The organism is Herbiconiux solani NBRC 106740 (genome assembly GCF_001571005.1).
Taxonomy (GTDB): Bacteria; Actinomycetota; Actinomycetes; order Actinomycetales; family Microbacteriaceae; genus Herbiconiux; species Herbiconiux solani.
The window spans coordinates 1-23,001 of sequence record NZ_BCST01000009.1; the positions used below are offsets into that span (position 1 = coordinate 1).

A 23,001-nucleotide genomic window follows, 5' to 3' on the forward strand; every position below is an offset into this window, starting at 1 on the left:
CTGCACGACCCGAAGGCCGGCACATTTGATTGCAGCACCCGGCCGGAATAGGCCCTGGCACTGCGAGTTTGAAACTGACAGAACAAATCATTACTGACTTGCTTTGTTTCGTTTAAATGTATTCCAAAGGAATCCCAACCAGACCGAAGCCTGGACGGGGTATTTGGCATTTGACAATGTGCACGCTGTTGAGTTCTCAAGGATCGGATGCTCCGGCTCCACCTTCACAGGCGGCCCGCCGGGCAACTTCTCTACCCTAGCACTCCGGCGCAGCTTGTCAAATCGACACGCTGACGTTCCGAAGAGGAAGGGCTTAATCCTACGCTCCGAGTCGACGGCACTCAAGAAGAGAACCTAAGAAAAGGATGAGGATTGATGTCCCGCTTGAGGCCGGGAAGCTCTTCGGCTTTCCCGCACCTGTGGGGTGACGAGGGATTACATTACGCGGAGGTTTCCGGCAGGGCCAAATCAACCGCGCAGCCCGGGCGTGTCGCCGCGTCCTACTTCGTAACGGTGACGCCGGCGAGCGTCTTCTTGCCGCGGCGGAGCACGGCGATACCGCCGGGCAGGAGGTGGTCTCCGACCAGCGCGGTGTCCGCATCCACCTTCGCGTTGTTCACGTAGACGCCGCCCTGGGCGATCGCCCGGCGGGCTTCGCTCAGGCTCGACACCAGTCCCGTGGACACCAGCGCCTCGACCACGGGGGTGTCGGCCGCTGCGGTCATGGACGGGAGCTCGCCGACCGCGGCCGTCAGGGTCGCGACGTCGAGTGCGGCCAGGTCACCCTGACCGAACAGGGCGCCGGCCGCGGCGATCGCCGCCTCGGTGGCCTCGACCCCGTGCACCAGCGCGGTCACCTCGAACGCGAGGGTGCGCTGTGCCTCCCGCCGGAACGGCGACTCCGCCACCTCGCGCTCGAGACGCTCGAGCTCGGTGCGCGGGAGGAACGTGAAGATCTTCAGCCGCTGGATGACGTCGGCATCGTCGGTGTTGAGCCAGAACTGGTAGAACGCGTACGGACTCGTCAGCGCGGGGTCGAGCCAGATCGCGTTGCCCTCGCTCTTGCCGAACTTCGTGCCGTCCGAATTCGTGATCAGGGGCGTGCCGATCGCGTGGACGCTCGCATGCTCGGCGCGGTGCACGAGGTCGGTACCGCTCGTGAGGTTGCCCCACTGATCACTGCCCCCGGTCTGCAGCACGCAACCGTACGATCGGTACAGCTCCAAGAAGTCCATGCCCTGCAGGATCTGGTAGCTGAACTCGGTGTAGCTGATCCCGGCGTCGGAGTTGAGGCGGGCCGAGACGGCATCCTTCTTCAGCATCGTGCCGACGCGGAAGTACTTGCCGATGTCGCGGAGGAAGTCGATCGCCGAGAGCGGCGCCGTCCAGTCGAGGTTGTTCACCATCCGGGCCGCGTTGTCGCCCTCGAAGCTCAGGAAGCGTTCGATCTGCCCGGAGAGGTAGCCGACCCACTCGGCGACGGTCTCTTTCGTGTTCAAGGTGCGCTCGGCCGTGGGGCGGGGATCGCCGATCAGGCCCGTGGAACCGCCGACCAGCCCGAGGGGCTTGTGGCCGGCCAGCTGCAGCCGGCGCATCACGAGGATCTGCACCAGGTTGCCCAGGTGCAGGCTCGGCGCCGTGGGGTCGAACCCGCAGTAGAAGGTGATCGGCGGGCCGGACAGGAGCGTCTTGAGCTCTCCCGCATCCGTCGACACGTGCACCAGGCCGCGATAGTTCAGCTCGTCCCAGACGTCGTCGAACGAGGGATCGTTCTGCGGGACGGTGACGCTTCTGCTCGGGGAGTCTGACACGAGAAAAGAGCCTACCGCGCTCGGGCGTCCTTCCCCGGGAGAGCGCGGATGCGACCCGTCAGGCGAGGAGCGCGCGGACGGCGGTGGCGATCGCGAAGATCGCGAGGCCGGCGAGCGCCCCGACCACGGTGCCGTTGATGCGGATGAACTGGAGGTCGCGGCCCACCTGCAGCTCGATCTTCTCGGTGGTCTCGCGTGCATCCCACCGCGTGACCGTGTCGCTGATGACGGAGGCGAGGTCGTGGCGGTACTTCTGCACCGCGTAACCGGCGGCATCCGCGATCCAGGCGTCGATCTTGGCGCTGAGGGTGCGGTCGGCGGAGAGGCGCACGCCGACGTCGACCAGCGCGGAGGCCGCCGCCGAGCGCAGTTCACTCGAAGGGTCGGCCAGCGACTCGGCGAGCGTGGCCTTGACCGCCTCCCAGAGCCGGCCGGCGAACGAGCGCAGGCGTGGGCTCTCGAGGAACTCGGTCTTGATCTGCTCGACGCGATCGGCCATCGCGGGGTCGTTCTGCAGCCGGTCGGTGAGGTCGACGAGGTAGCCGTCGATGGCCACCCGGAGCGGATGCTCGGGATCGTCGCGCACGGCATGCAGCAGGCCGATCACCTCACGGTGGGCCCGGTCGTCGGCGAGATCGCGGGCGAAACCGGGGACCCAGCGGGGCAGGCGGGTGGAGACGACCTGACCCAGCGCATCCGGATGCTCGGTGAGCCAGGTCTCGGCGGCCTCTACGAGGGCGTCGACGATCGCGCGCTGCTGGTCGGCCGCGACGAGCTCGCCGCCGACCCGGCCGAGCGTCGGCGCCCACTCCCGGTCGAACAGGTACTCCCGGGCGAGCCTCTCGATCAGGCTCTCGACGTCTCCGTCGCTGAGGAAGCGCAGCAGGCCCTGCGCCATCACGGCGCCCTCGGCGCTCGCCCGCTCGGCGTTCGCGGGGTCGGCGAGCCACTCCCCCAGCCGGTCGGCGACGCTGAAGGTCGCCAGCTTGCTGCGCACGACCTCGTCGGAGAGGAAGTTCTGCTCGACGAACTCGCCGAGGCTCACGCCGATCTCGTCTTTTCGGTTCGGGATGATCGCGGTGTGCGGGATACGCAGGCCGAGCGGATGACGGAACAGCGCGGTCACCGCGAACCAGTCGGCGAGCGCTCCGACCATCGCCCCCTCGGCGGCCGCCCGGACGTAGCCGAGCCAGGCGTACCTGTCCTCGAGCGCGAAGGCGATCGCGAAGATGATCGCCGAGAGCACCAGGAGGGCGGTCGCCAGCAGCTTCATGCGGCGAAGTGCGGCTCGCCGCTCCGAGTCGGCGGCGCCGAGCTGCGCATCGCGCACGGTGTTGCCCGTCGTGTCGCGCGTGGTGCTGCTCATCGTGCTCCTCCCGGGCCGTCGCACTGACCACCGTAGGCGGGTTCTAGGCTGGCGGGGTGAATGCAGCTCAGGAAGCGGGGCCGTTCTTCCATGGCACCGCCGCAGACCTCCGGCCCGGCGAGCTCCTGTCTCCCGGGTTCCGGTCGAACTACCGTCCCGACGTCGTGATGAACCACATCTACTTCACCGCGCTCCGCGACGGCGCGGGGCTCGCGGCCGAGCTCGCCGCCGAGCTGCTGCCCGGCGACCTCGTCCCGCGGGTCTACCTCGTCGAGCCGACGGGCCCCTTCGAGGACGACCCGAACGTCACGGACAAGAAGTTCCCCGGCAACCCGACCCGGTCGTACCGCAGCACGGCGCCCTTGCGGGTGCTCGAGGAGGTCAGCGACTGGACCAGGCTCACGCCCGAGGCCCTTCAGCTGTGGCGGGATCGGCTCGTGGCGCGGGCGCCGGAGGAGCGGGGGGAGATCATCAACTGACCCGCGGGCGGTCGGGTGAGGTCGTCGACCCGCGGCGGGGGCGGCGTCCTGAGCCGCCGGGATCGCGGGCAACGCGCCGCACGACTGCCGGGAGCGCCCCGGTGCCGGAGTTAGCATCGTGCGGGTGCCGCCCTGCACGTGATCTGGATCGAGGAACCCGCTGACCGATTCGCCGAGCGTCCGCGACGCGCACCGCCCGCGCGACCCTGCCTCTGTGCCGGGCGTTGGGCCGGGCGTTGGGCCGGGCGTTGGGCCGGGCGGTGGGCCGGGCGCAGGGCCGGGTTCGCCGAGCCGAGCCGAGCCGATCCCGGATCTGCGGAGCCTGACGCGATCGGAATGGCGCTGGGCGCCGACGGTCGGGATCATCGCCGTGCTCGTGCTCGTGGCGACCCGTCTGCTGCTCCCCGCGGGGGCCAGCGACGGGCTCGGCGACGCGGTCCACGACGTGATCACCCTGTCGGTGAGCGTCATCATCGAGTCGTTGCCGTTCGTCATCCTCGGGATCGTCATCTCGGTGCTGGTGCAGATCTGGCTGCCGGAGGGCTTCCTGCTGCGGCGGCTCCCCCGGTCGCCCGTGCTGCGACGGCTGTGCGTCTCGGTCCTCGGCATCCTGCTGCCGGTGTGCGAGTGCGGGAACGTGCCGCTCACCCGCGGGCTCATCGCGGGGGGCCTCACGGTGGCCGACTCGATGACGTTCCTTTTCGCCGCGCCGATCGTGAACCCCATCACGATCGTCACCACGTACCAGGCGTTCGGCTGGAACGACGGCATCCTCGCGACCCGGATCCTCGGTGGACTGGCCATCGCGAACCTGGTCGGCTGGATCTACAGCCGGCATCCTGCACCCGACACCCTGCTCACCTCGGGCTTCCAGGCGGTCTGCCGGCGCGGTCCCGGTCACTCGCACGGCAGCCGGGTGCACCGCAGTCTCGGCATGTTCAGCCGGGAGAGCAGTTCGATGATGCCCGCGCTGTTCGTCGGAGCGGCGGTCGCCGGGATCATCCAGGTCGCCGTGTCGCGGGACGTGCTCATCGCCCTGGGAAGCAATCCGCTGTGGTCGGTGCTGGCCCTGATGGCATTGGCGTTCGTGGTGGCGATCTGCTCGAACGTCGACGCGTTCTTCATCCTGTCGTTCGGCTCGACCTTCCTGCCGGGCGGGATCGTCGCCTTCCTCCTGTTCGGGCCGATGATCGACGTCAAGATGCTGGCGCTGCTGCGCACGACCTTCACCGCGCGCACGCTCGTGCAGCTCACGGCGCTGATCGCCGTGTGCGCTGCGGCGATCGGATTGGCGGTCAACCTTGTCGCTTAGCCTGCTGATCGCGCGGTGGCGCGGACTCGCCCTCAGCCTCCTCGGCGTGCTCGCGACGGTGCTCCTCGCGCTCTCGGGCCAGCTGGGGTTCTACATCCATCCGCGCTACACGGTCTTCACAATCGTCATGGCCGCGATCGCCGCCGTGCTGATCGTGGGGGCCTTCGCGGTCGGTACCGACGAGGAGGACGACGACGACCATGAGGAGCACGAGGACCACGAGGGGCACGAAGGGCACGCCAGCCAGGCCGCTCGTCGTCGGCGACCCGGCGCACTGTTCGGAGCGGCCGGCTCGGTGCTCGTGGTCGTCGTCGCGGCGGTCGCGCTCTTCGCGGTTCCGCCGACCCCGCTGACGAGCTCGGCCCTGCAGCAGCGCGACCTCAACGGGTCCGCCGGCCAGCACGGGAGCCTCGCCCCCGCGGCCGCGCTCGGCGACGACACGTCCGGGTACACGGTCAAGGACTGGGCCGCGCTGATCAGGCAGGGCACCGCACCGGACGATCTCGCCGGCCGGAGCGCGACCCTCACCGGATTCGTCACCCCCGACACCGACGACCCCGAGAACGTCTTCTTCGTCGCCCGGTTCGTCGTGACCTGCTGCGCCGTGGATGCTCAGCCCGTCGGCGTCGCCGTCTATCTCCCGCACTGGGCCGACACCCTCTCCGTGGACGACTGGGTGACGGCGGAAGGGACCTTCGAACCGAATCCGAGCGTGCTCAGCCTGTCGTCCGTGGCACTGGACGCCGTCACCGTCACGCCGATCGACGAGCCGTCGGAGCCGTATGTCTACTGATCTCGTGTCCACTGATCTCGTGTCTACTGATCTGGCGGGCGGCCGGGACCCGGCATCCGTCACGCGCCGTCTCCGACGTTTCAACCGGCTGCTCTATGGCTCGATCGGAGTGATCGCGCTGGTCGCGGGAGGGCTCACCGCCGCGAGCCTCGGCCAGGGGCCCCGACTCGTCGGGGGCCAGCTGAACGTGCAGGCCGCCGTCGAGCGCGCCGGACAGCGACTGCTGCTGGAGACCGACGGGGCGGTCGCGGCGCTCCCGGACGCATCCGTCGTCGTGACTCCGGCGGCGGCCGCCTCGGCGACCAGCGACGGGTCGACGATCACCGTCACCTTCACGACCCCCCTGCAGTACGACACGGACTACTCCGTCCGTATCTCGGACGTCACCGCCGAGCAGACGGGCGCGTCGTCGACCGTGGAATACACGTTCCACACCCCCGATCCGCTCGTGCACTTCCTCCGCTCGACGCCCCAGGGCGACCAGATCGTCAGCAGTCGCACCGCAGGCGGCGACGTCGACGTGCTCGCCGAGGCCCCGAGCATCCGACGGTTCGCCGTCGTGGGCGATACGATCGCCGTGGTGCAGACGGACGAGAGCGGCGACGACTCGCTCAGCGTCATCCGCGCGGGCGCCGCGACACCGGTCACGATCGACCTCGGCGGCCCGGGCACGGTCGACAGCCTGCGGGCCTCGCCCGGATCGAACCTCTTCGGTTACACGTTCACCGCACGGTCGACGGGGTACTCCGCGCCGATCCCGCCCCGCCAGCTGTTCGCCTACGACCTCACCCGCGGACAGGACTACCCGATCCCGGTCACCGGCCCCGATTTCGAGCAGTTCACGGCCGCGGATTGGAGCTTCGTGCCGGGGAGCACGTCGGTGCTGGCCCGCACCGACGACGGCGACCTGTACCTGGCCGACGTCGTCGGCGAGCGGGATGCGACCTCCTCGGCCGTCGAGATGGGGCACGCCGAGGCGTTCGGCGGCTTCGTCCGCGGAACCACCGATGCGGTGCTGACGGAGGACGGGCGGAGCGTCGTCCGGGGCGTGGACGCCGCGTCGTCATCCCTCGGCTCGCCCTCGACCTCGACCTCTACCTCGACCTCGACCGGCGCCGTCGCCGGCGCGGAATCGGGGCCGGTGAGCTCGCTCGCGGTGGTGCTCGACCCGAGCGGCACCCGGCTGGTGGTCGACGACGGGGTGCTCGAACGCGTCACGGCGCAAGGCGGACGCGAGACCCTGCTCGACGCCACCCCCGGCGACCAGGTGACCGCACTCTGCCTCGCCCCCAACGGGCGATCCGCGGTGCTCGCATCGATCGACGCGCGCGGCGACGGGATGCTGGAGTACGTCGATCTCGACGACCCCTCGACGGTGAGCCGGATGCCCGGGCGCGAGCCCGACTGGTGCGGCCGGGACTGAGGCGGCGGCAGGCGCGGGCGGACCGGGACCCGGACCTGGCCGGGACCGGGACCGGGACGAGAGCTTCCGGGTGACGACTAGTGGTGGTGCTGGACGGCCCAGTCGGGGAACGGATCGTTGTAGCCCGACCAGGCGCCGGGGCCGGCCGCGAGCTCCGCGGGCTCCAGCAGGCAGCCGGTGAGCAGTGCATCGAGCGCGTCCCGGTCGAGGTCGAGTCCGAAGAACACGATCTCCTGACCGATCGGGGAGTCGGGATCCCAGCTGAGCATCGACGTCGGATCGAGATCCAGGATCCCGCCGGCGGTCGACCACGCGCCGATACGGTCCGGGCGGGTGGCGAGCCGCACGAACCCCCGGGACCGCACGATCCGGCCGACCTCGTCCGGAATCAGCCCGGTCGTGATCGCCTCGAGGAGGCGCTCCGGATGGAACGGTGTCGGGTCGCGGAACACATGGACCCCGACGGGTTCCCGCGTGCCGACGGCCGGCGCTCCCTCGGCGAGATGCTGCCGCCACCCCATCGACGCCCCGAGCCGATGGGCCCGGCTCCGGATCAGCAACCCGGAGCGACGCCACTGTCTTTCGACAGCGGTGAGGGAGAGCATCCGGGCGGCGGGGGCGAGTCGAGCCAGCAGCGCTCGCACCAGCCCGGTCTCGGCGGGGCTGCGCGCATCCGTGACGTCGCCGAGCACGATGATGCTCGCGAACTCCAGCCGGGCGGCGAGCCGGCCCGGGGAGTCGAAGTCCGCCGGCGGAGGCGCGGACGAGGGGGTGTCGTCAGGACGGACGAGGAGTTCGAGGATCTCGTGGACGGTCGTCACCGCGATGACCTCGCGGATGCCGATCGGCAGTCGGGGCTGCTGGGAGTCGAGGGCGTGTTCGAGCACGAGGGCCACCTCGACGACGTCGGCGGCGGCCTCGAGGACCACGATCAGGTCGCCGGTCATCCCGGTTCGAGCATCGGCGACGAGGTCCTCCGCCAGTTCGACCGCGAATTCCGCGGCAGTGGCGCCCGGCAGCTCGAACTCGCGCTGCGCCTTCGCGGCGGGCACCCCGCTGAGCGTTGCGGCCAGGCCGGCGCAGGCATCCGGATCGCTGCCGCTGACGAGGGTGACGGCCAGGGCCGGGACGGGCCTCGGATCGGATGAGGTGCTCATGTCGGCTACTGTAGGTGAGAACCATTCTCAATAACAACCGGAGGTCGCCATGAAGGTCCGCAACTCGCTGAAATCGATGAAGAAGATGCCCGGGTCGCAGGTCGTCCGGCGGCGCGGCCGCGTGTTCGTGATCAACAAGCTCAACCCGCGCTTCAAGGCGCGCCAGGGCTGAGGTGTGCGGCGGCTGCCCGCAACGAGAAAAGACCCCCGGCATCCTTCGTGGAGAAGGGCTTCGAGGGTCTTGGTGCGGAGACGGTGGGATTTGAACCCACGGTACCCTTGACGGGTACTCCACCTTAGCAGGGTGGTGCACTAGGCCGAACTATGCGACGTCTCCTTGGCTTTCGCCTCCGCCATCATAGCCGATCGAGGGATTCGTTCTCGACGCGGAGGAAAGCGGCCACCGCATCCGCCGCCTCGACGAGGTTCTGCTCGTGGGTGCGACCCGAGATCTTCACCCGAGGCTTGAACTCGTGCTCGCCGTCGCCGAGCCAGACCAGGCGGATGGACGGGGACAGCGGGTAGGCCGCGACCTCGGCCCGCGTGCCGAACGGGTCGCGCTCGCCCTGGCAGATCAGGGTCGGGGTGCGGAGGTGCTCGAGGTGGGCGGTGCGGAGCTTCTCGGGCTTGCCGGGCGGATGGAACGGGTAGCCGAGGCAGACCAGCGCGTCGATCTCGCCCGCGTCGTGGAGCTCGTCGGCGATCAGGCTCGCGACGCGGCCGCCCATCGACTTGCCGCCGATCGCGATCGGGCCGCCGGCGACCGCGCGGGCAGCGGCGACCGCGGCGCGGTACTCGTCGGCCAGGGTCTCGGCCTTGGGCGGCGGCTTCCGTGAGCCGGTGCGGCGGGCGGCCATGTAGGCGAACTCGAAGCGGGCGGTACGGATGCCGCGGTCGGCCAGCAGGGCGGCGAACCGGTTCATCCAGTCCGAGTCCATCGCGGCACCGGCGCCGTGCGCGAGCAGGAGGACGGGGGCGGACGGCGGGCCGGTCCAGAGCAGGTCGGTCGACATCGTTCCACGGTAGCGCGGCGGGCGGGCGTGGAGAGAGGGGTGACGGGCCGGGGCTGGGCCTCAGTCGTTGCCCTTCGAGCAGGTGTACTCGGCCGCGGTCTGGCCGGTGATGGATTGCGGGAGGGCGGTGGCGGCGGATGCCGCGGCGCCGGCAGACGGGTCGGTGGGAGCGGCGTCGGCGGCGGACGGGTCGGTGCCGGCTGGGTCGGTCACTGAGGGGTCGGGCGTTGCCGCTGCATCCGTCGGTGCCGTGGCTGCCGGAGCGCTCGGGTCGGCGACCGCGCCGATACCCGTGTTGCCCGGCTGGGCGGTGACGACGGGACGATCGGCCGCGATCGCGTCGAAGAGCACGGCCGCGTCATCCGTCAGCGGCTGCACCTTGCCGGCGTAGACGCCCTCGCCGCCGGTCGTGCCGGGGTAGGCGACGAAGGTGACGCGGTCGAGGTCGATGTCCTTGAGGGCGAGCGCGATCGAGACCAGGGTGTCGGGCGAGGCGAGGCTCTTCGAGAGCACCATGTTGCCCGAGGCGGCACGCGCGAGCCCGTACAGCTTGCCGAAGTCGCCCAGGGTGTCGCTTGACTTGATCGTGCGGACGAGGGAGGAGAGGAACACCTGCTGCGAGGAGATCCGCCCGAGGTCGCTGCCGTCGCCGACGCCGTGCCGGGTGCGCAGGAAGCCCAGCGCATCCGCCCCCTGGAGGGTGTGGGTGCCGCTGTCGAGCTTGACCCCGGTGAACGCGTCGTCGATCGGGTCGACCACGCAGACCGGCACGCCGCCGACCGCGTTCGACATCTCGATCACGCCGTTGAACTGGATCTCGGCCGCGAACGGGATGTGCAGGCCGGTCAGAGCCTCGACCGTGAGCACGGTGCAGGGCAGGCCGCCGTAGCTGAGGGTGACGTTGATCGGCTGCGCGCTCATCGCGTCGAAGCTGCCGCCGTCGGGGTCGGGACAGCTCGGGATCGGCACGACCATGTCGCGGGGGAAGCTGACGACGGTGGCGCTGGAGTGGTCCTCGGCGATGTGCATCAGCATCGTCACGTCGTTGAGGTTGCCCTCGGTCTCGCCGTAGGCGTCGCCCTGGCCCTCGCGGCTGTCGCTGCCGACGAGCAGCAGGTTGACCCCGCCGTCGATCGCCGCGATCTCGGGTACGGATGCTGCTGCGAGCGAACCGTCGCCGGTCTCGCCGGCGAGATCCACGGTGCGCACCTCGCTCGAGACGCTCCAGGTGGCGTAGCCGGCGAAGGCCGCTCCGCTGACCGTGAGCACCGCCGCCGCGAGCGCGACGAAGCGGCCGACGAGCCCCCAGGGTGAGGGGGTCTTCAGCCGGCCGTGGCGGGCGACGGGGTGGAGGGAGGCCATGACAAACATCCATTCTCTCGAATGAAACTGTGAGTCCCATCGGCATTCGTGGCGGCCGGCGTGTTGACCGGGTAATGCGCGGTGCGTACGGTCGACGCACGATCTGTTGCTCGACGCACGCCGCCGTGGGGGATCGCCGAGCCGGTGCGGCTGAGCAGAAGGAGAAGGAGCGATGACGAATCCCGTCAGCATCACGGCCCCCGAGGGCCTGCCGTTCGTCGAGATCGCGCGGGAGTTCGACGCCCCCGTCGACGCGGTCTTCGAGGCCTACCGCGATCCGGAGCTGGTGCGCCGGTGGCTCGGGCCGGACGGCTACGACACGCAGATCGAGGAGTACACGCTTGAATCCGGCGGGCGCTACCGGTACGTGCACGTGAATCCGGCGGGCGACCGCTTCGGCTTCCGCGGAGTCTTCCACACCGTGCGGCCGGGCGAGCTCATCGTGCAGACCTTCGAGTGGGACGGGATGCCGGATGCGGTCTCGCTCGAGTCGGTGCGCTTCGAGGCGCTGCCCGGCGGGCGCAGCCGGGTCGTCGGGCACAGCGTCTTCCCGCGCGTCGACTGGCGCGACGGGATGATCGAGAACGGCATGGAGCGCGGTGTCGTCGAGGGCTACGCCCGCCTCGACGCACTCCTCCCCTGACCGCCTGGCCCACCCTGCAGAGAGGACTTAGCGGAGGCCTCGGGTGAGGGAGATCAGGCGGTCGAGGAGGGCTGCGCCGTCGGAACGGAGGCCGTTGTGGAGGTGCTCGTTCGAGAGCCAGGGGCGGAGCCCGGGCAGGAGCTCTGCCGTCTCGAGCGAGAACTCGCGGTCGACGAAGGGGTCGTCGGCGTAGATCGCCGCCGCGGCCGGGACGTCGGCCGCCTGGAGGACCGCCGGGTCGTAGAGCCGTGGCCACTCGGTCTCGGCGATGATGCCCGCGACCGCCTTGAACGGCCGGAGCGCAGGGGTGTCGTCGAAGTGCCAGGGGTAGAGGTGCTCGCCGGTGAACAGTTCGGAGTCGCCGCGGAAGTCGTCCGGCGCCACCCGCTCGGCCGCCCATCCGGTCGTGCCGCCGTCGGCGTAGCTCGACTCGTGCAGCACCGCGTACATCGGGTTGCGCCCCCCGAACGGCAGCAACGCCTGGAGGTCGTACGCGAAGGCGGCCGACCCGGGGTCGCGCTCGAGGAGGAAGTGGATGAGCTCGGCCCCGCCGTCCATCCCGAGGTGGAGGCCGATCGAGCGGACGAGCGTGGGGCTCACCGCGCTGCCGTCGGGCGCCCGCACCTCCCCCGCCGCGGCGGCCGCGAGCACCCGCGCGAGCCGCTCGCGGTCGCCGGGGAACCGGGCGTGGTACCGCCGGTTCAGCGGGCGCATGGCCGCGTAGGTCGCCGCGTAGACCTCGTCGACGGGCCGGCCGACCGGCGGCAGGCCGCCGGTGAAGAAGACCTCGCGGAGGCTGTCCGGCGAGACAGAGAGGTAGTTCAGCGACGTGAAACCGCCGAAGGACTGCCCGAGGAGGCTCCACCGGCGGGCACCGAGGTGCTCACGGAGCGCCTCGGCATCCTGCACGATCGCATCGGCCCGGAAGTGACGGAGGCGCTCGGCGTCGGCGGCGGGATCGGCCCCCGCCCGATCGTAGGGCGTCGAGAGCCCGGTGCCGCGCTGGTCGAGCAGCACGACCCGGAAGTCCTGCAGCGCCCGGCCGAGCCACGACGGCCCGAGCGGCGAGGTCGGCCGCGGGGACTCCTGCCCCGGCCCGCCCTGAAGGAACAGCAGGTACGGCCGGTCGAGGCCGTCCGGCGCCACGACCTCGCGGGCGAACACCTCGATCGTCTCGCCGGCCGGGTCGGCGTGATCCAGCGGCACCCGGATGCGGTGGTCGGTCAGCCGGGCGCCCGGCAGGGAGACGGATACGGACGAGGTCATGAGTAATCCTTCACCGGGTGTGCGGGTGCAGCGGAGGGCGCGAGATTCGAACTCGCGAAGGCTTTAACACCTCACCAGTTTTCAAGACTGGCTCCATCGGCCGCTCGGACAGCCCTCCCGATCGCCGAGGCGATCGGGGTCGAGATTACCAGGGACGGGCCGGAACTGCCGGTCAGAGGGTGGCGAGAGTGACCGCGACCCCGTCGTCGTAGACCGACGCGGTGGTCTCGGTGGCCACCTCGATCACGTCCTCCGGCGCCTGGGCCATCGCGACCGCGCGACCCTCGGCACCGGCCCAGCGGAACATCTCGACGTCGTTGCGGCCGTCGCCGATCGCCATCACCCGGGTGCGCGGGATGTCCAGCGCCTCCCGCACGCGCTCGAGGCCGGTGGCCTTGTTCACGCCGTCGGGGGCGATGTCGAGCCACGCGGTCCAGCCGATCGAGTACGAGACGCGGTGCAGGCCCATCCGCTCGACGACCTGGAGGAAGTCCTCCATGTCGTGATCGGGCGAGACCACCACCACACGGGTGGCCTGCACGCCGAGCAGGTCGTCGAACGCGACCTTCTCGCTGCCGACGCCGAGCACCGAATCGGGGAACTCGCCGGTGTAGAGGAAGTGCCCCTCGTCGTCCTCGACCGCGAACAGCGCCTCGGCGAGGTGCGACCGGATGGTCGTGAGCACGGCTCCGGGGTCGAAGGTCTCGACGTGCTCCTGGCGGTACCCGAGCGGCGCCGAGGGATCGCGCTTGAGCGTGACGGCGCCGTTGGCGCAGACCACGTACTCCGGCGCGATGTCGAGCAGGGCGAGCACCGGCAGGGTGTGCACGGCCGAGCGGCCGGTGGCGAGCATCACCTGATGGCCGTCGGCGGTCGCGCGGCGCACCTCGGCGCCCACGATGTCGCTGAGCGAGCCGTCCTCGTGCAGGACCGTTCCGTCGATGTCGAGCGCGACGAGCCAGGGAGACGCGGTCACGGGGCGACGATCCGCTCGAGGCCGCCGAGGTAGGGCCGGAGCACCTCGGGGACCACGACGGTGCCGTCGGCCTGCTGGTGGGTCTCGAGCAGCGCGACGATCCACCTCGTGGTCGCGAGCGTGCCGTTCAGGGTCGCGACGGGCGCGGTCTTGCCCGACTCGGTGCGGTAACGGGTGTCGAGGCGGCGGGCCTGGTAGGTCGTGCAGTTCGAGGTCGAGGTGAGCTCGCGGTAGGTCTCCTGCGACGGCACCCAGGCCTCGGTGTCGAACTTGCGGGCGGCGCTGGAACCCAAGTCACCGGCGGCCACGTCGATCACGCGGTAGGTGAGCCCGAGGTCGGTGAGCATGCCCTCCTGGTACGACAGCAGCGCCTCGTGCTCGGCCTCGGCGTTCTCGGGCAGCACGTAGCTGAACATCTCGAGCTTGTTGAACTGGTGCACCCGCAGGATGCCCCGGGTGTCCTTGCCGTGCGAGCCGGCCTCGCGGCGGTAGCAGGTCGACCAGCCGGCGTAGCGCTTGGAGGTGGGGGCGGCGCCCGCACCCGCATCCGCATCCGCCGCATCCGCAGCGGCCGGTGCGATGTCGAGGATCTCGCCCATGTGGAACCCGGCGAGCGCGACCTCGCTCGTCCCGGTGAGGAAGAGGTCGTCGGCCGGCAGGTAGTAGACCTCGTCGGCGTGCTCGCCGAGGAAGCCCGTGCCGTCCATCGTCTCGGGCCGCACGAGGGTCGGCGTGATCAGCGGCGTGAAGCCTGCGGCGAGCGCCCGGTCGAGCGCCAGGTTCATCAGCGCGATCTCGAGGCGGGCGCCGACACCGGTGAGGAAGTAGAAGCGCGCACCCGAGACCTTGGCGCCGCGCGCCAGATCGAAGAGCTTGAGGCTCTCGCCGAGCTCGACGTGGTCGCGCGGCTCGAAGTCGAAGACGGGCTTCTCGCCCACCTCGCGGAGCGTGACGAAGTTCTCCTCGCCCCCCTCGGGCACGCCGTCGATCACGATGTTCTGGATCTGGCGGGCGGTCTCGAGGAAGGCGTTCTCCGCATCCGTGGCCCGCTGGTTGGCCGCCTTCACCCGCGCCGCGAGCTCCTGCGCCTGGGCGACGAGCGCCTTCTTCTCGTCTTTGGGCGCGGCCGCGACGAGCTTGCCGAAGGCGTTCTGCTCGGCCCGCAGGTTCTCGAACTCGAGGATGGCGGCACGGCGCTCGGCGTCGGCCGCGATGGCCACGTCGACGAGTTCGACCGAGGAGCCCCTGGCACGCTGCGAGTTGCGGACGACGTCGGGGGTTTCACGCAGGAGCACTGGATCGATCACGGGTCCATCCTACTTAGGCGGTACGGTGAACCCGTGGGAGACGAATCGGGTGCGGGGGCACCCCCTCGCGCGGCCATCGTCGTGAACCCGATCAAGGTCGACGCCTCGAAGCTCCGCGCCTTCGTGGCCGCCGCCGAGAAGGCCTCGGGCTGGGGCGAGACGCTCTGGTTCGAGACCACGTCGGAGGACTCCGGCCGCCAGGTGACCCGGCGCGCGGTCGCCGAGGGCGCATCCGTGGTGATGGCCGCGGGCGGCGACGGCACGGTGCGCTCGGTGGCCGAGGGGCTCCGCGACACCGGCGTGCCGATCGGCCTGCTGCCCGTGGGCACCGGCAACCTGCTCGCGCGGAACCTCTCGATGACGCTCACGAACGTCGAGCAGGCCGTCACGACCGTGTTCACGGGCACCGACCGGGCAATCGACCTCGGGCTGGTCACGATCACCCGGCCGGATGACGCGGCGACCGAGGAGCACGTCTTCCTGGTCATGGCCGGCCTGGGCCTGGACGCCAAGATGATCGCCAAGACCAACAAGAGGCTCAAGCGCGCGGTCGGCTGGCTCGCCTACGTCGACGGCATCGGGCGCGCCCTGCCGACGCTCCGGCCCGTGCGGCTCCGCTTCCGCCTCGACGGTTCGGCGTGGAAGAGCACGAGCGTGCACACCGTGATCGTGGGCAACTGCGGGCTGCTGCCCGGCGGCTTCCTGCTGATTCCGGATGCGCGACCCGACGACGGTCGCCTGGACATCGTCGCGCTGCGGCCCGAGGGCCCGTTCGGCTGGCTCAAGGTCTGGAACAAGATCGCCTTCGAGAACGGCGTGCTGCGGAAATCGGCGGCCGGCCGCAAGATCATCGACCTCAACAACGACGTGCGCTCGGTCTCGTACAGCACCGGTCAGGACTTCGAGCTGCGGCTCGAGGGCGAGCAGGAGATCCAGCTCGACGGGGACGAGTGGGGCATGGCGACCGCGGTGCACTGCTGGGTCGACCCGGGCGCGCTGCTCGTGCGGGTGCCGGCGGGGACGGCGGGACTTCGGGACACGGCGGCCGTGGCGGCCGCGCGCGCGGAGGCCGCGTCGGCCTCGAGTGAGGCGGCGTCGACGGGGGACGCGGCGATCCGCTCTTAGCGCTCCGCACCCGGCGAGCGCGGTCCGCGGATGCGCGGATGCGCCCTAGCGCGGCTTGCGCGTCCGGCGCGGCACGAAGGTCGTCGCCTTCTTCTTCTTCGCCGGCTGCTTCTTCGCCGCCGCCTCCCTGGCCTCCCGCGCCTTGGCCTTCGCGGCGGCGGTCGCCTTCGCCTTGGGCGCGTGCGGGTCGGTGTCGGCGCGCGAGCTGTTGGCCGTGCGGCCGCGCACGATCCCGATGAACTCCTCCACCAGTGCCGCGCGCTCCTCGTCGAGGTCGGTGCGCCAGACGATCGCGATCCGGGTCTCGTCCCCGTCGGTCAGCGGACGTGACTCGACGTCGCGGCGGCTCCACAGGCGTGCGAGCGACTTCGGCAGCACCAGGGCGCCGACGCCCGCGGAGACCAGCTCGACCGCGTCGGGACCGCCGGTCGGGGTCTCGGCGATCTCGAGCATCCGTTCGCCGGCCACGTCGTCGAGGGCGAGCTCCTCCTGCAGCGTGAGGTCGTGGTCCTTCGGCAGCACGACCACCGGCACCTCGCTGTAGAGCGGGATGGCGTTGACGCCCTCGCCCGCGATCGGGAAGCGGGCGAACGCGACGTCGGCGGCATCCTGGTGCAGCACCTCGAGGGCGTCGGTGCGGCCGAGCGCCACCGTCTCCAGGGGCACCACCTCGAGGGGGGTGCGCGGGAACCTCTCGTCCCAGATCCGGAACCACTTGGCCGGGGTGACGCCCGGTACGAATGCGACACGCAGCGTCATGGCCCCATGATAGGGCGGGATACCCTGGGCAGATGAGCGCCGACGAGAAACCCCGCACCGGGACCGTGCAGACGATGAAGCCGGCCACGGCCGCCAAGAAGCTCGGCATCTACCTGCCGGCGGCGCCCGCCGAGTTCCAGGAGTCGCCCGTCACCCGCGAACAGCTGAACGCCCTCTTGGCGAGCCCGCCGGAGTGGCTCGTGCAGCTGCGGCTGAACGGCCCGCACCCGCGCGACATCGTCGCCCGCAAGCTCGGCGTCTCGATCTCGGGGCTCGCCCGCGCCGGGATGACCGAGGCGCTCACGACCGAGGAGATCTCGGAGTACCTGCAGTCGCCGCCGGAGTGGCTCGTCACCGAGCGCCGCATCCAGGCCGAGGTGCGCGCCGAGAACCGCCGGGTGAAGGACGTCGCCCTCGAGAAGGCCGCCGCCGCGGCCGACCAGGACTGACCCCTCCCTGGTGGATCGGGCCCCGTCGGCGTAGGGTCCGAGCATGAGCGTCTCTCCAGTGAGTCTCCCGTCCACTCGAGAAGTACGACCGGCGTTGGCCGAATGGATGGCCGCCCAGCGGTGGTTCGCCTCCGGCTCCGCTGAGCCCCGGCTGAGCCGGGTCGGGATGTGGTCGCTCGTCGACCACAAGCATCAGGTCGGCCTCGAGACGCACCTGATCCTCGACGAGTCGGCGACGCCGCCGGTGCTCTACCAGGTGCCCCTGAGCTTCCGCACCTCGAACCTGCTCGGCGGGGATCGCGCCCTGATCGAGCGGGCGACGATCGACGGCCGCACGATCTACATCTACGACGGCCCGCACGACCCGGCCTTCACCCGGGCGCTGCTCGGCCTGATGCTCGACGACGAGGCCGAGGCCGGCGAGGGCGACGAGACCGAGGCCGTCGGGCACCACTCCCTGACCAGCTCGGAGGTGCGGGTCACCGACTCGCACGTGCTCCGCGGCGAGCAGTCGAACACCTCGATCGTCTTCGACCTCGTGCACCTGAACGGCAAGCCGGCCCAGCCGGTGATCTGCAAGGTCTTCCGCGCGCTCGCCGACGGCCCGAATCCGGATGTCGTGGTGCAATCGGCGCTCTCCGACGCGGGATCGCGGCTCGTGCCGCGCGCGGTCGGCACCGTCACGGGGGCCTGGAGCGACCCGCGACTGCCGGGCGGCCAGGCCACCGGTCACTTCGCGTTCGCGCAGGAGTTCATCCCCGAGGTCGAGGACGCCTGGCGCGTGGCGCTCCGCTCGGCCGAGACCGGCGAGTCGTTCTCCGCCCTCGCCCGCGCGCTCGGCGAGTCGACCGCGCAGGTGCACACCGAACTCGCCCAGCTCTTCCCGGTACGCACGCCCGAGGCCTCCGATGTCGGCGGGATCATGGCCAGCATGCGCGAGCGCGCCGCCCAGGCGGTCGCCGAGGTTCCCGACCTGGCCGAGCGTCAGGATGCGGTCGAGACCGTGTTCCGCCTCGCCGAGTCGGCCGAGTGGCCGGTCTTCCAGCGCATCCACGGCGACTACCACCTCGGACAGGTGCTCGGCGTCCCCGGGCGCGGCTGGGTCATCCTCGACTTCGAGGGCGAGCCGCTCCGGCCCCTGGCCGAGCGCAGCGAGCCGGACGTGACGCTCCGTGACGTGGCCGGGATGCTGCGGTCGTTCGACTACGTGGCCGGAACCTTCGCCGCGGGGCCGAATGCCGAGGCCGTGCGCGAGTGGGCGCTCGAGGCGCGCGAAGCTTTCCTCGACGGGTACATCACGCGCTCGGGCAACGACCTGCGGGCGCAGCGCGTGCTGCTGGACGCGTTCGAGCTCGACAAGGCGCTCTACGAGGTGAGCTACGAGGCCCGCAACCGGCCTGACTGGCTGCCGATCCCGGTGGGGGCCATCCGGACGCTCACCGAGCGCGTCTAGGGTTCGGGTTGGGGCTCGGTTCGGGCCCGGCTCAGCCTCGCGTGCCGGCCTCGCGGCCTGAGGCTCAGGCCCCCGGCTCCCCCGAGAGCAGCCCGCGCAGCCAGTCGCGCGCCTCGACGAACACCTCGTCGTCGTAGCGCTCGGTGTACTCCACCGGGGCGTGGTCGGCCCGGGGGTACGAGCCGAGGAAGAGCACCTTCGGGCTGAACCGGCGGACGCCGAGCAGCGCATCCGCGACCCGCTCGTCCGAGATGTGGCCGTCGGCGTCGATCACGAAGCGGTAGCGGCCGAGGGCGTCGCCGATCGGCCGCGACTGCAGCAGCGAGAGGTTGACGCCCCGGGTCGAGAACTGCTCGAGCAGCTCGAGCAGCGCACCCGAGCGGTCCGAGGGCAGCTCGGCGATGATGCTCGTCTTGTCGGCACCGGTCGCGGCCGGCAGATGGGTGCTGCGGGAGACCAGCACGAACCGCGTGACGGCGTTCGCGTTGTCGGCGATGTCGCTCGCGAGCACCTCGAGGTCGTGGTGGTTCACGATCTGGGGCGGGGCGACCGCCGCATCCGCCAGGTCGTTCTCGAACAGCGCGAGCGCGGCGGCGACGTTCGAGGTCGACGGGATGTGGCCGTGGGTCGGCAGGTTCGCGTCGAGCCAGCTGCGGGTCTGGGCGTAGGCGACCGGATGCGCGTTGACGACCCGCACCTCGTCCAGCGCGGTGCCCGGCCGGCCGACCAGCACGAACTGCACGCGCACCAGGTACTCCCCCACGATGCGCAGGCCCGGGATGTTCGCCAGCGCGTCGAGCGTGGCCGTCACCCCGCCCTCGATCGAGTTCTCGATCGCGATCATCGCGGCGACGCTGCGGCCGGAGACCACGTCGTCGAAGGCCTCGCCGACGTTGTTGACCGAGCGCCACTCCTTGCCGGCGGCCTCCGGGACCTGGGCGAGGGCGGCCTCGGTGAAGGTGCCCGAGGGGCCGAGATAGCTGTACGTCTCCGACATGGACCCGAGCCTAGCCACCCGGGTACCGCGGAGTACTGCAGCGGAACCGGAGCGGTGCCAGACTTGGGGCATGCATGAGCGCGCCGGCACTGTGGCCCTTCCCGAAGACCTGATCGACCCCGAGGCCCTGGTCGCGGCCTATTACGATCTGCATCCGGATGTGAACGACCCCGAGCAGAAGGTGATCTTCGGCACGTCGGGCCACCGCGGCTCGTCGTTCAACACCGCCTTCAACGAGGACCACATCGCCGCCATCACGCAGGCGATCGTGGAGTATCGCGCCGCCCAGGGCATCACCGGCCCGCTGTTCATCGGCCGCGACACCCACGGTCTCTCCAAGCCCGCGGAGGACACAGCCCTCGAGGTTCTGAACGCCAACGGCGTCACCGCGTGGACCGACTCCCGCGACAGCTGGACCCCGACGCCCGCCGTCTCGCACGCGATCCTCGCCTACAACAAGGCCGGCCACGACGACCAGGCCGACGGCATCGTCGTGACGCCCTCGCACAACCCGCCCGGCGACGGCGGCTTCAAGTACAACCCGCCGCACGGCGGGCCGGCCGACTCGGATGCGACGGGCTGGATCGCGAACCGCGCCAACGAGCTGATCGCGGCCAGCCTGGTCGACGTGAAGCGCGTGGGCCGCGGCGAGGGCACCCCCTCGGGCACCTACGACTTCCGCGAGCACTACGTGGCCGACCTGGTGAACGTGATCGACCTCGACGCCATCCAGAAGTCGGGCATCCACATCGGTGCCGACCCGCTGGGCGGGGCGAGCGTGGAGTACTGGGAGCTCATCCGCGACCGCTACAGCCTGAACATGGACGTCGTGAACGAGACCGTCGACCCGCGCTGGGCGTTCATGACGCTCGACTGGGACGGCAAGATCCGGATGGACTGCTCGAGCCCCTACGCGATGGCCTCGCTCGTCGCCCGGCGCCACGACTTCGACATCTCGACGGGCAACGACGCCGATGCCGACCGGCACGGTGTGGTCACGCCGGATGCCGGCATCATGAACCCGAACCACTACCTGGCCGTCGCCATCCAGTACCTGTACTCGCGGCGCGAGGGCTGGCAGCCGGATGCGGCCGTCGGCAAGACCCTGGTGTCGTCGTCGATGATCGACCGGGTCGCGGGCTCGCTCGGCCGCACCCTCTGGGAGGTGCCGGTGGGCTTCAAGTGGTTCGTGCCCGGGCTGATCGACGGCTCGGTCGGGTTCGGCGGCGAGGAGTCGGCCGGTGCGTCGTTCCTGCGCTTCGACGGCTCGGTCTGGACCACGGACAAGGACGGCATCCTGCTCGCCCTGCTGGCGTCGGAGATCCTGGCCGTCACGGGCAAGACCCCGTCGCAGCTCTACGCCGAGTTGACCGAGGAGTTCGGTGCGCCGGTCTACGAGCGCATCGACGCCGCCGCGACCAAGACGCAGAAGGCGGCGCTCGCGAAGCTCGACGGCGACGCGATCACGGCGACCGAGCTCGCCGGCGACCCGATCATCGCGAAGCTCTCGCACGCACCCGGCAACGGCGCTGCCGTCGGGGGCGTGAAGGTGGTCACGGAGAACGCGTGGTTCGCGGCCCGCCCCTCGGGCACCGAGGACGTGTACAAGATCTACGCCGAGAGCTTCGTGGGCGAGGAGCACCTCCGCCGCGTGCAGGCCGAGGCGAAGTCGATCGTCGACGCCGCCCTCGGCGGCTAGCCGACTGTCGCCGATCCGTCAGTTGTTGTCGCTATCCGCGGGGTTTAGCGACAACAACTGACGGGTCGCGGACAGTCGGGCGGGCGCGGACAGGCGGACGGGCCCGGGGCGGGGTCAGGCCAGGAGGGTCGCGAGCTCGGCGAGCTGGGCCGCGAGGGCCCGGTCGTGGCGGTCGGTGGGGACGAAGGCCCCGTCGACCAGGTGCTCGGCGACCCAGGCGATCTCGACGTTGGCGTGGATGCCGCGCATCCCGAGGTTCGCCAGCACCGGCTGGATCGCCACGACGGCCCGGGCTCCCCCGGCGAGGCCGCCGTAGCTCACCAGACCGACCGGCTTGCCGTCCCACTCCTGCACGAGGTAGTCGAGCGCGTTCTTGAGCGGCGCCGTGAAGCTGTGGTTGTACTCCGGCATCACGATGACGATGCCGTCGGCCCGGTCGACCTGGGCGCTCCAGCTCCTGGTGTGGTCGTGCCGGTAGTCGCGGAGACGCGGATGCGCGGGCTCGTCCAGGAGCGGCAGCGCCAGCTCCTGCAGGTCGGCGACCTCGACGTCGAACTCCGAGCTCACGCGGGCGGCCTCGACCACCCACTCGCCTACTGCTCCGCCGACGCGGCCGGGGCGCGTGCTCGCGATGATCACGAGGAGCGTCGGACGGGCGCCCCCGTCGCGTGCCGCGCTCATCGGGCCAGCTCCGCGAGCGGGCGGCTCTCCCAGCGCGCCCAGTCGCTGCTGATCGCACTCGCCGCCGTGAGGAGGTGCGGCAGGTGCCGGTCGATCAGCGTCTCGACGCTCGTCTCGGCCGCGTGCGCGTTGACGTTGACCGCGGCGACGACCCGCCCCGACCCGTCTCGCACGGGGGCGGCGACCGAGCGGATGGCCGGGCCCAGCTGCTGGTCGGTCAGTGCCCAGCCGGCCGCACGCACCTCGCGGAGCGACTCGCGGATCTCGTCCTGCTCGGGCCGCGACGCCGGCAGCACGGCCGACAGCGTCGGCAGCGCGAGCACCCGGTCGAGCTCGGCCGGATCGAGGGCCGCGAGCAGCACCTTGCCGAGCGAGGTGACCGCCGCCGGGAACCGCGTGCCGATCGAGACCTGCAGGGTGACGAGCTTGGGCACGGCGACCCGGGCGACGTAGACGATGTCCGACCCGTCGAGCTGCGCCAGCGAGCAGGACTCCCCGGTGCGCCGGCTCAACTCGGTCAGGTGCGGCCGGGCGACCTCCCAGAGGCTGCTCGCCGAGACGTAGGCCATGCCGAGGTCGAGCACCCGCGCGGTGAGCGAGAAGCTGCCGCCGTCGGCCCGTACGTAGCCGAGCTCGGCCAGGGTCAGCAGGATGCGCCGCACCGTGGGCCGGGCGAGACCCGTCGCGGCCGAGAGCTCCGCGAGGCTCTGGTTCTGCCCGGTGGTGCCGAACGCCGTGATGACGTCGAGCCCCCGGGCGATGGCCTCGATGAACTCGGGCCCTGTCGACTCGCGCATGGCCCTCCCGGCCGTTCGTCCGTTTTTCGTGTACCCCTTTCCTACCGCATCCTCGCCCGCCTGAGAAGCGGCGAAGAACCTCTTGACACCTCGATACGGATGCATTTAGCTGTGCTCATCCGCACAGCGGACA

Annotated in this window: 22 protein-coding genes and 2 tRNA genes; 10 read left to right on the forward strand and 14 right to left on the reverse strand. The window is 70.9% G+C overall.

Annotation, left to right across the window (positions count from 1 at the left end):
• Positions 1-500: 500 nt before the first annotated feature.
• Entirely contained in the window at positions 501-1,811 is a 1,311-nt protein-coding gene (gene tyrS, locus HSO01S_RS15830; RefSeq protein ID WP_066043274.1) for a tyrosine--tRNA ligase, read from the reverse strand.
• A gap of 58 nt (positions 1,812-1,869) precedes the next feature.
• Positions 1,870-3,177: a DUF445 domain-containing protein gene (locus HSO01S_RS15835; RefSeq protein ID WP_066043276.1), complete on the reverse strand. Its 1,308-nt coding sequence runs from the start codon at positions 3,175-3,177 to the stop codon at positions 1,870-1,872.
• A gap of 56 nt (positions 3,178-3,233) precedes the next feature.
• Between HSO01S_RS15835 and arr the strand changes: the two genes are divergently transcribed.
• The 4 genes from arr to HSO01S_RS15855 all read left to right on the forward strand — a co-directional run bounded on the left by arr (position 3,234) and on the right by HSO01S_RS15855 (position 7,184).
• A complete protein-coding gene (gene arr, locus HSO01S_RS15840) occupies positions 3,234-3,656 on the forward strand; it encodes an NAD(+)--rifampin ADP-ribosyltransferase (protein ID WP_066043278.1) in 423 nt (140 codons plus the stop codon).
• 370 nt (positions 3,657-4,026) lie between these two features.
• Positions 4,027-4,968 carry a permease gene (locus HSO01S_RS15845; protein ID WP_245636034.1) on the forward strand — a complete coding sequence of 314 codons (942 nt, stop codon included), beginning with the start codon at positions 4,027-4,029 and terminating at the stop codon, positions 4,966-4,968.
• On the forward strand, positions 4,958-5,761 hold the full coding sequence (locus HSO01S_RS15850; RefSeq protein WP_066043280.1) for a TIGR03943 family putative permease subunit: 804 nt from the start codon (positions 4,958-4,960) through the stop codon (positions 5,759-5,761). The genes HSO01S_RS15845 and HSO01S_RS15850 overlap by 11 nt, the downstream gene beginning before the upstream one ends.
• Before the next feature lie 4 nt (positions 5,762-5,765).
• Entirely contained in the window at positions 5,766-7,184 is a 1,419-nt protein-coding gene (locus HSO01S_RS15855; RefSeq protein ID WP_157079117.1) for a hypothetical protein, read from the forward strand.
• A gap of 77 nt (positions 7,185-7,261) precedes the next feature.
• Here the strand turns inward: HSO01S_RS15855 and HSO01S_RS15860 are convergent, their stop codons facing one another.
• Complete coding sequence (locus HSO01S_RS15860) at positions 7,262-8,341, reverse strand: CobW C-terminal domain-containing protein (RefSeq protein ID WP_066043284.1); 1,080 nt, start codon at positions 8,339-8,341, stop codon at positions 7,262-7,264.
• Between the two features lie 49 nt (positions 8,342-8,390).
• On the opposite strand from HSO01S_RS15860, the gene ykgO reads away from it, so the two are divergent.
• Positions 8,391-8,513, forward strand: coding sequence for a type B 50S ribosomal protein L36 (gene ykgO / locus HSO01S_RS15865; protein WP_066043286.1), 123 nt, complete (start codon positions 8,391-8,393; stop codon positions 8,511-8,513).
• Positions 8,514-8,588: 75 nt separating this feature from the next.
• On the opposite strand, the gene HSO01S_RS15870 is transcribed toward ykgO, so the two are convergent.
• The 3 genes from HSO01S_RS15870 to HSO01S_RS15880 form a co-directional block, all read right to left on the reverse strand.
• Positions 8,589-8,678 (reverse strand) — tRNA-Ser (locus HSO01S_RS15870).
• A 19-nt stretch (positions 8,679-8,697) separates the two neighbouring features.
• Entirely contained in the window at positions 8,698-9,354 is a 657-nt protein-coding gene (locus HSO01S_RS15875; protein WP_066043288.1) for an alpha/beta family hydrolase, read from the reverse strand.
• Between the two features lie 60 nt (positions 9,355-9,414).
• On the reverse strand, positions 9,415-10,716 hold the full coding sequence (locus HSO01S_RS15880; protein ID WP_245636035.1) for an LCP family protein: 1,302 nt from the start codon (positions 10,714-10,716) through the stop codon (positions 9,415-9,417).
• Positions 10,717-10,888: 172 nt separating this feature from the next.
• On the opposite strand from HSO01S_RS15880, the gene HSO01S_RS15885 reads away from it, so the two are divergent.
• Entirely contained in the window at positions 10,889-11,359 is a 471-nt protein-coding gene (locus HSO01S_RS15885) for an SRPBCC family protein (protein WP_066043292.1), read from the forward strand.
• A 27-nt stretch (positions 11,360-11,386) separates the two neighbouring features.
• Here HSO01S_RS15885 and HSO01S_RS15890 read toward each other — a convergent pair whose 3' ends face one another.
• The 4 genes from HSO01S_RS15890 to serS all read right to left on the reverse strand — a co-directional run bounded on the left by HSO01S_RS15890 (position 11,387) and on the right by serS (position 14,908).
• Positions 11,387-12,625 (reverse strand): alpha/beta fold hydrolase, encoded by a 1,239-nt coding sequence (locus HSO01S_RS15890; RefSeq protein WP_066043293.1) that lies wholly within the window; start codon positions 12,623-12,625, stop codon positions 11,387-11,389.
• A 31-nt stretch (positions 12,626-12,656) separates the two neighbouring features.
• A tRNA-Ser gene (locus tag HSO01S_RS15895) sits at positions 12,657-12,743 on the reverse strand.
• 54 nt (positions 12,744-12,797) lie between these two features.
• The gene (locus HSO01S_RS15900) at positions 12,798-13,601 is read right to left on the reverse strand and encodes an HAD family hydrolase (RefSeq protein ID WP_066043294.1); all 804 of its coding nucleotides are present in this window, start codon (positions 13,599-13,601) and stop codon (positions 12,798-12,800) included.
• Complete coding sequence (gene serS / locus HSO01S_RS15905; RefSeq protein ID WP_066043295.1) at positions 13,598-14,908, reverse strand: serine--tRNA ligase; 1,311 nt, start codon at positions 14,906-14,908, stop codon at positions 13,598-13,600. The genes HSO01S_RS15900 and serS overlap by 4 nt, the downstream gene beginning before the upstream one ends.
• Before the next feature lie 33 nt (positions 14,909-14,941).
• Between serS and HSO01S_RS15910 the strand changes: the two genes are divergently transcribed.
• Positions 14,942-16,033, forward strand: coding sequence for a diacylglycerol/lipid kinase family protein (locus tag HSO01S_RS15910; RefSeq protein ID WP_245636036.1), 1,092 nt, complete (start codon positions 14,942-14,944; stop codon positions 16,031-16,033).
• Positions 16,034-16,078: 45 nt separating this feature from the next.
• Here HSO01S_RS15910 and HSO01S_RS15915 read toward each other — a convergent pair whose 3' ends face one another.
• Positions 16,079-16,792 carry a LysR substrate-binding domain-containing protein gene (locus tag HSO01S_RS15915; protein WP_066043297.1) on the reverse strand — a complete coding sequence of 238 codons (714 nt, stop codon included), beginning with the start codon at positions 16,790-16,792 and terminating at the stop codon, positions 16,079-16,081.
• Between the two features lie 74 nt (positions 16,793-16,866).
• Between HSO01S_RS15915 and HSO01S_RS15920 the strand changes: the two genes are divergently transcribed.
• Both HSO01S_RS15920 and HSO01S_RS15925 read left to right on the forward strand, forming a co-directional pair.
• Positions 16,867-17,241, forward strand: a complete 375-nt coding sequence (locus tag HSO01S_RS15920) for a DUF5997 family protein (protein WP_174523000.1) — start codon at positions 16,867-16,869, stop codon at positions 17,239-17,241.
• 43 nt (positions 17,242-17,284) lie between these two features.
• The gene (locus tag HSO01S_RS15925; RefSeq protein ID WP_066043299.1) at positions 17,285-18,694 is read left to right on the forward strand and encodes a maltokinase N-terminal cap-like domain-containing protein; all 1,410 of its coding nucleotides are present in this window, start codon (positions 17,285-17,287) and stop codon (positions 18,692-18,694) included.
• A gap of 64 nt (positions 18,695-18,758) precedes the next feature.
• Here the strand turns inward: HSO01S_RS15925 and pheA are convergent, their stop codons facing one another.
• Positions 18,759-19,691 (reverse strand): prephenate dehydratase, encoded by a 933-nt coding sequence (gene pheA, locus HSO01S_RS15930; RefSeq protein WP_066043300.1) that lies wholly within the window; start codon positions 19,689-19,691, stop codon positions 18,759-18,761.
• 70 nt (positions 19,692-19,761) lie between these two features.
• Here pheA and pgm point away from each other — a divergent pair, with 70 nt between their 5' ends.
• Positions 19,762-21,390, forward strand: coding sequence for a phosphoglucomutase (alpha-D-glucose-1,6-bisphosphate-dependent) (gene pgm, locus HSO01S_RS15935; RefSeq protein ID WP_066043301.1), 1,629 nt, complete (start codon positions 19,762-19,764; stop codon positions 21,388-21,390).
• A gap of 114 nt (positions 21,391-21,504) precedes the next feature.
• Here the strand turns inward: pgm and HSO01S_RS15940 are convergent, their stop codons facing one another.
• Positions 21,505-22,071, reverse strand: coding sequence for an NADPH-dependent FMN reductase (locus tag HSO01S_RS15940; RefSeq protein ID WP_066043302.1), 567 nt, complete (start codon positions 22,069-22,071; stop codon positions 21,505-21,507).
• Positions 22,068-22,868 (reverse strand): IclR family transcriptional regulator domain-containing protein, encoded by an 801-nt coding sequence (locus HSO01S_RS15945; RefSeq protein WP_066043303.1) that lies wholly within the window; start codon positions 22,866-22,868, stop codon positions 22,068-22,070. Before HSO01S_RS15945 ends, HSO01S_RS15940 begins: the two co-directional genes overlap by 4 nt.
• Between the last annotated feature and the right edge of the window lie 133 nt (positions 22,869-23,001).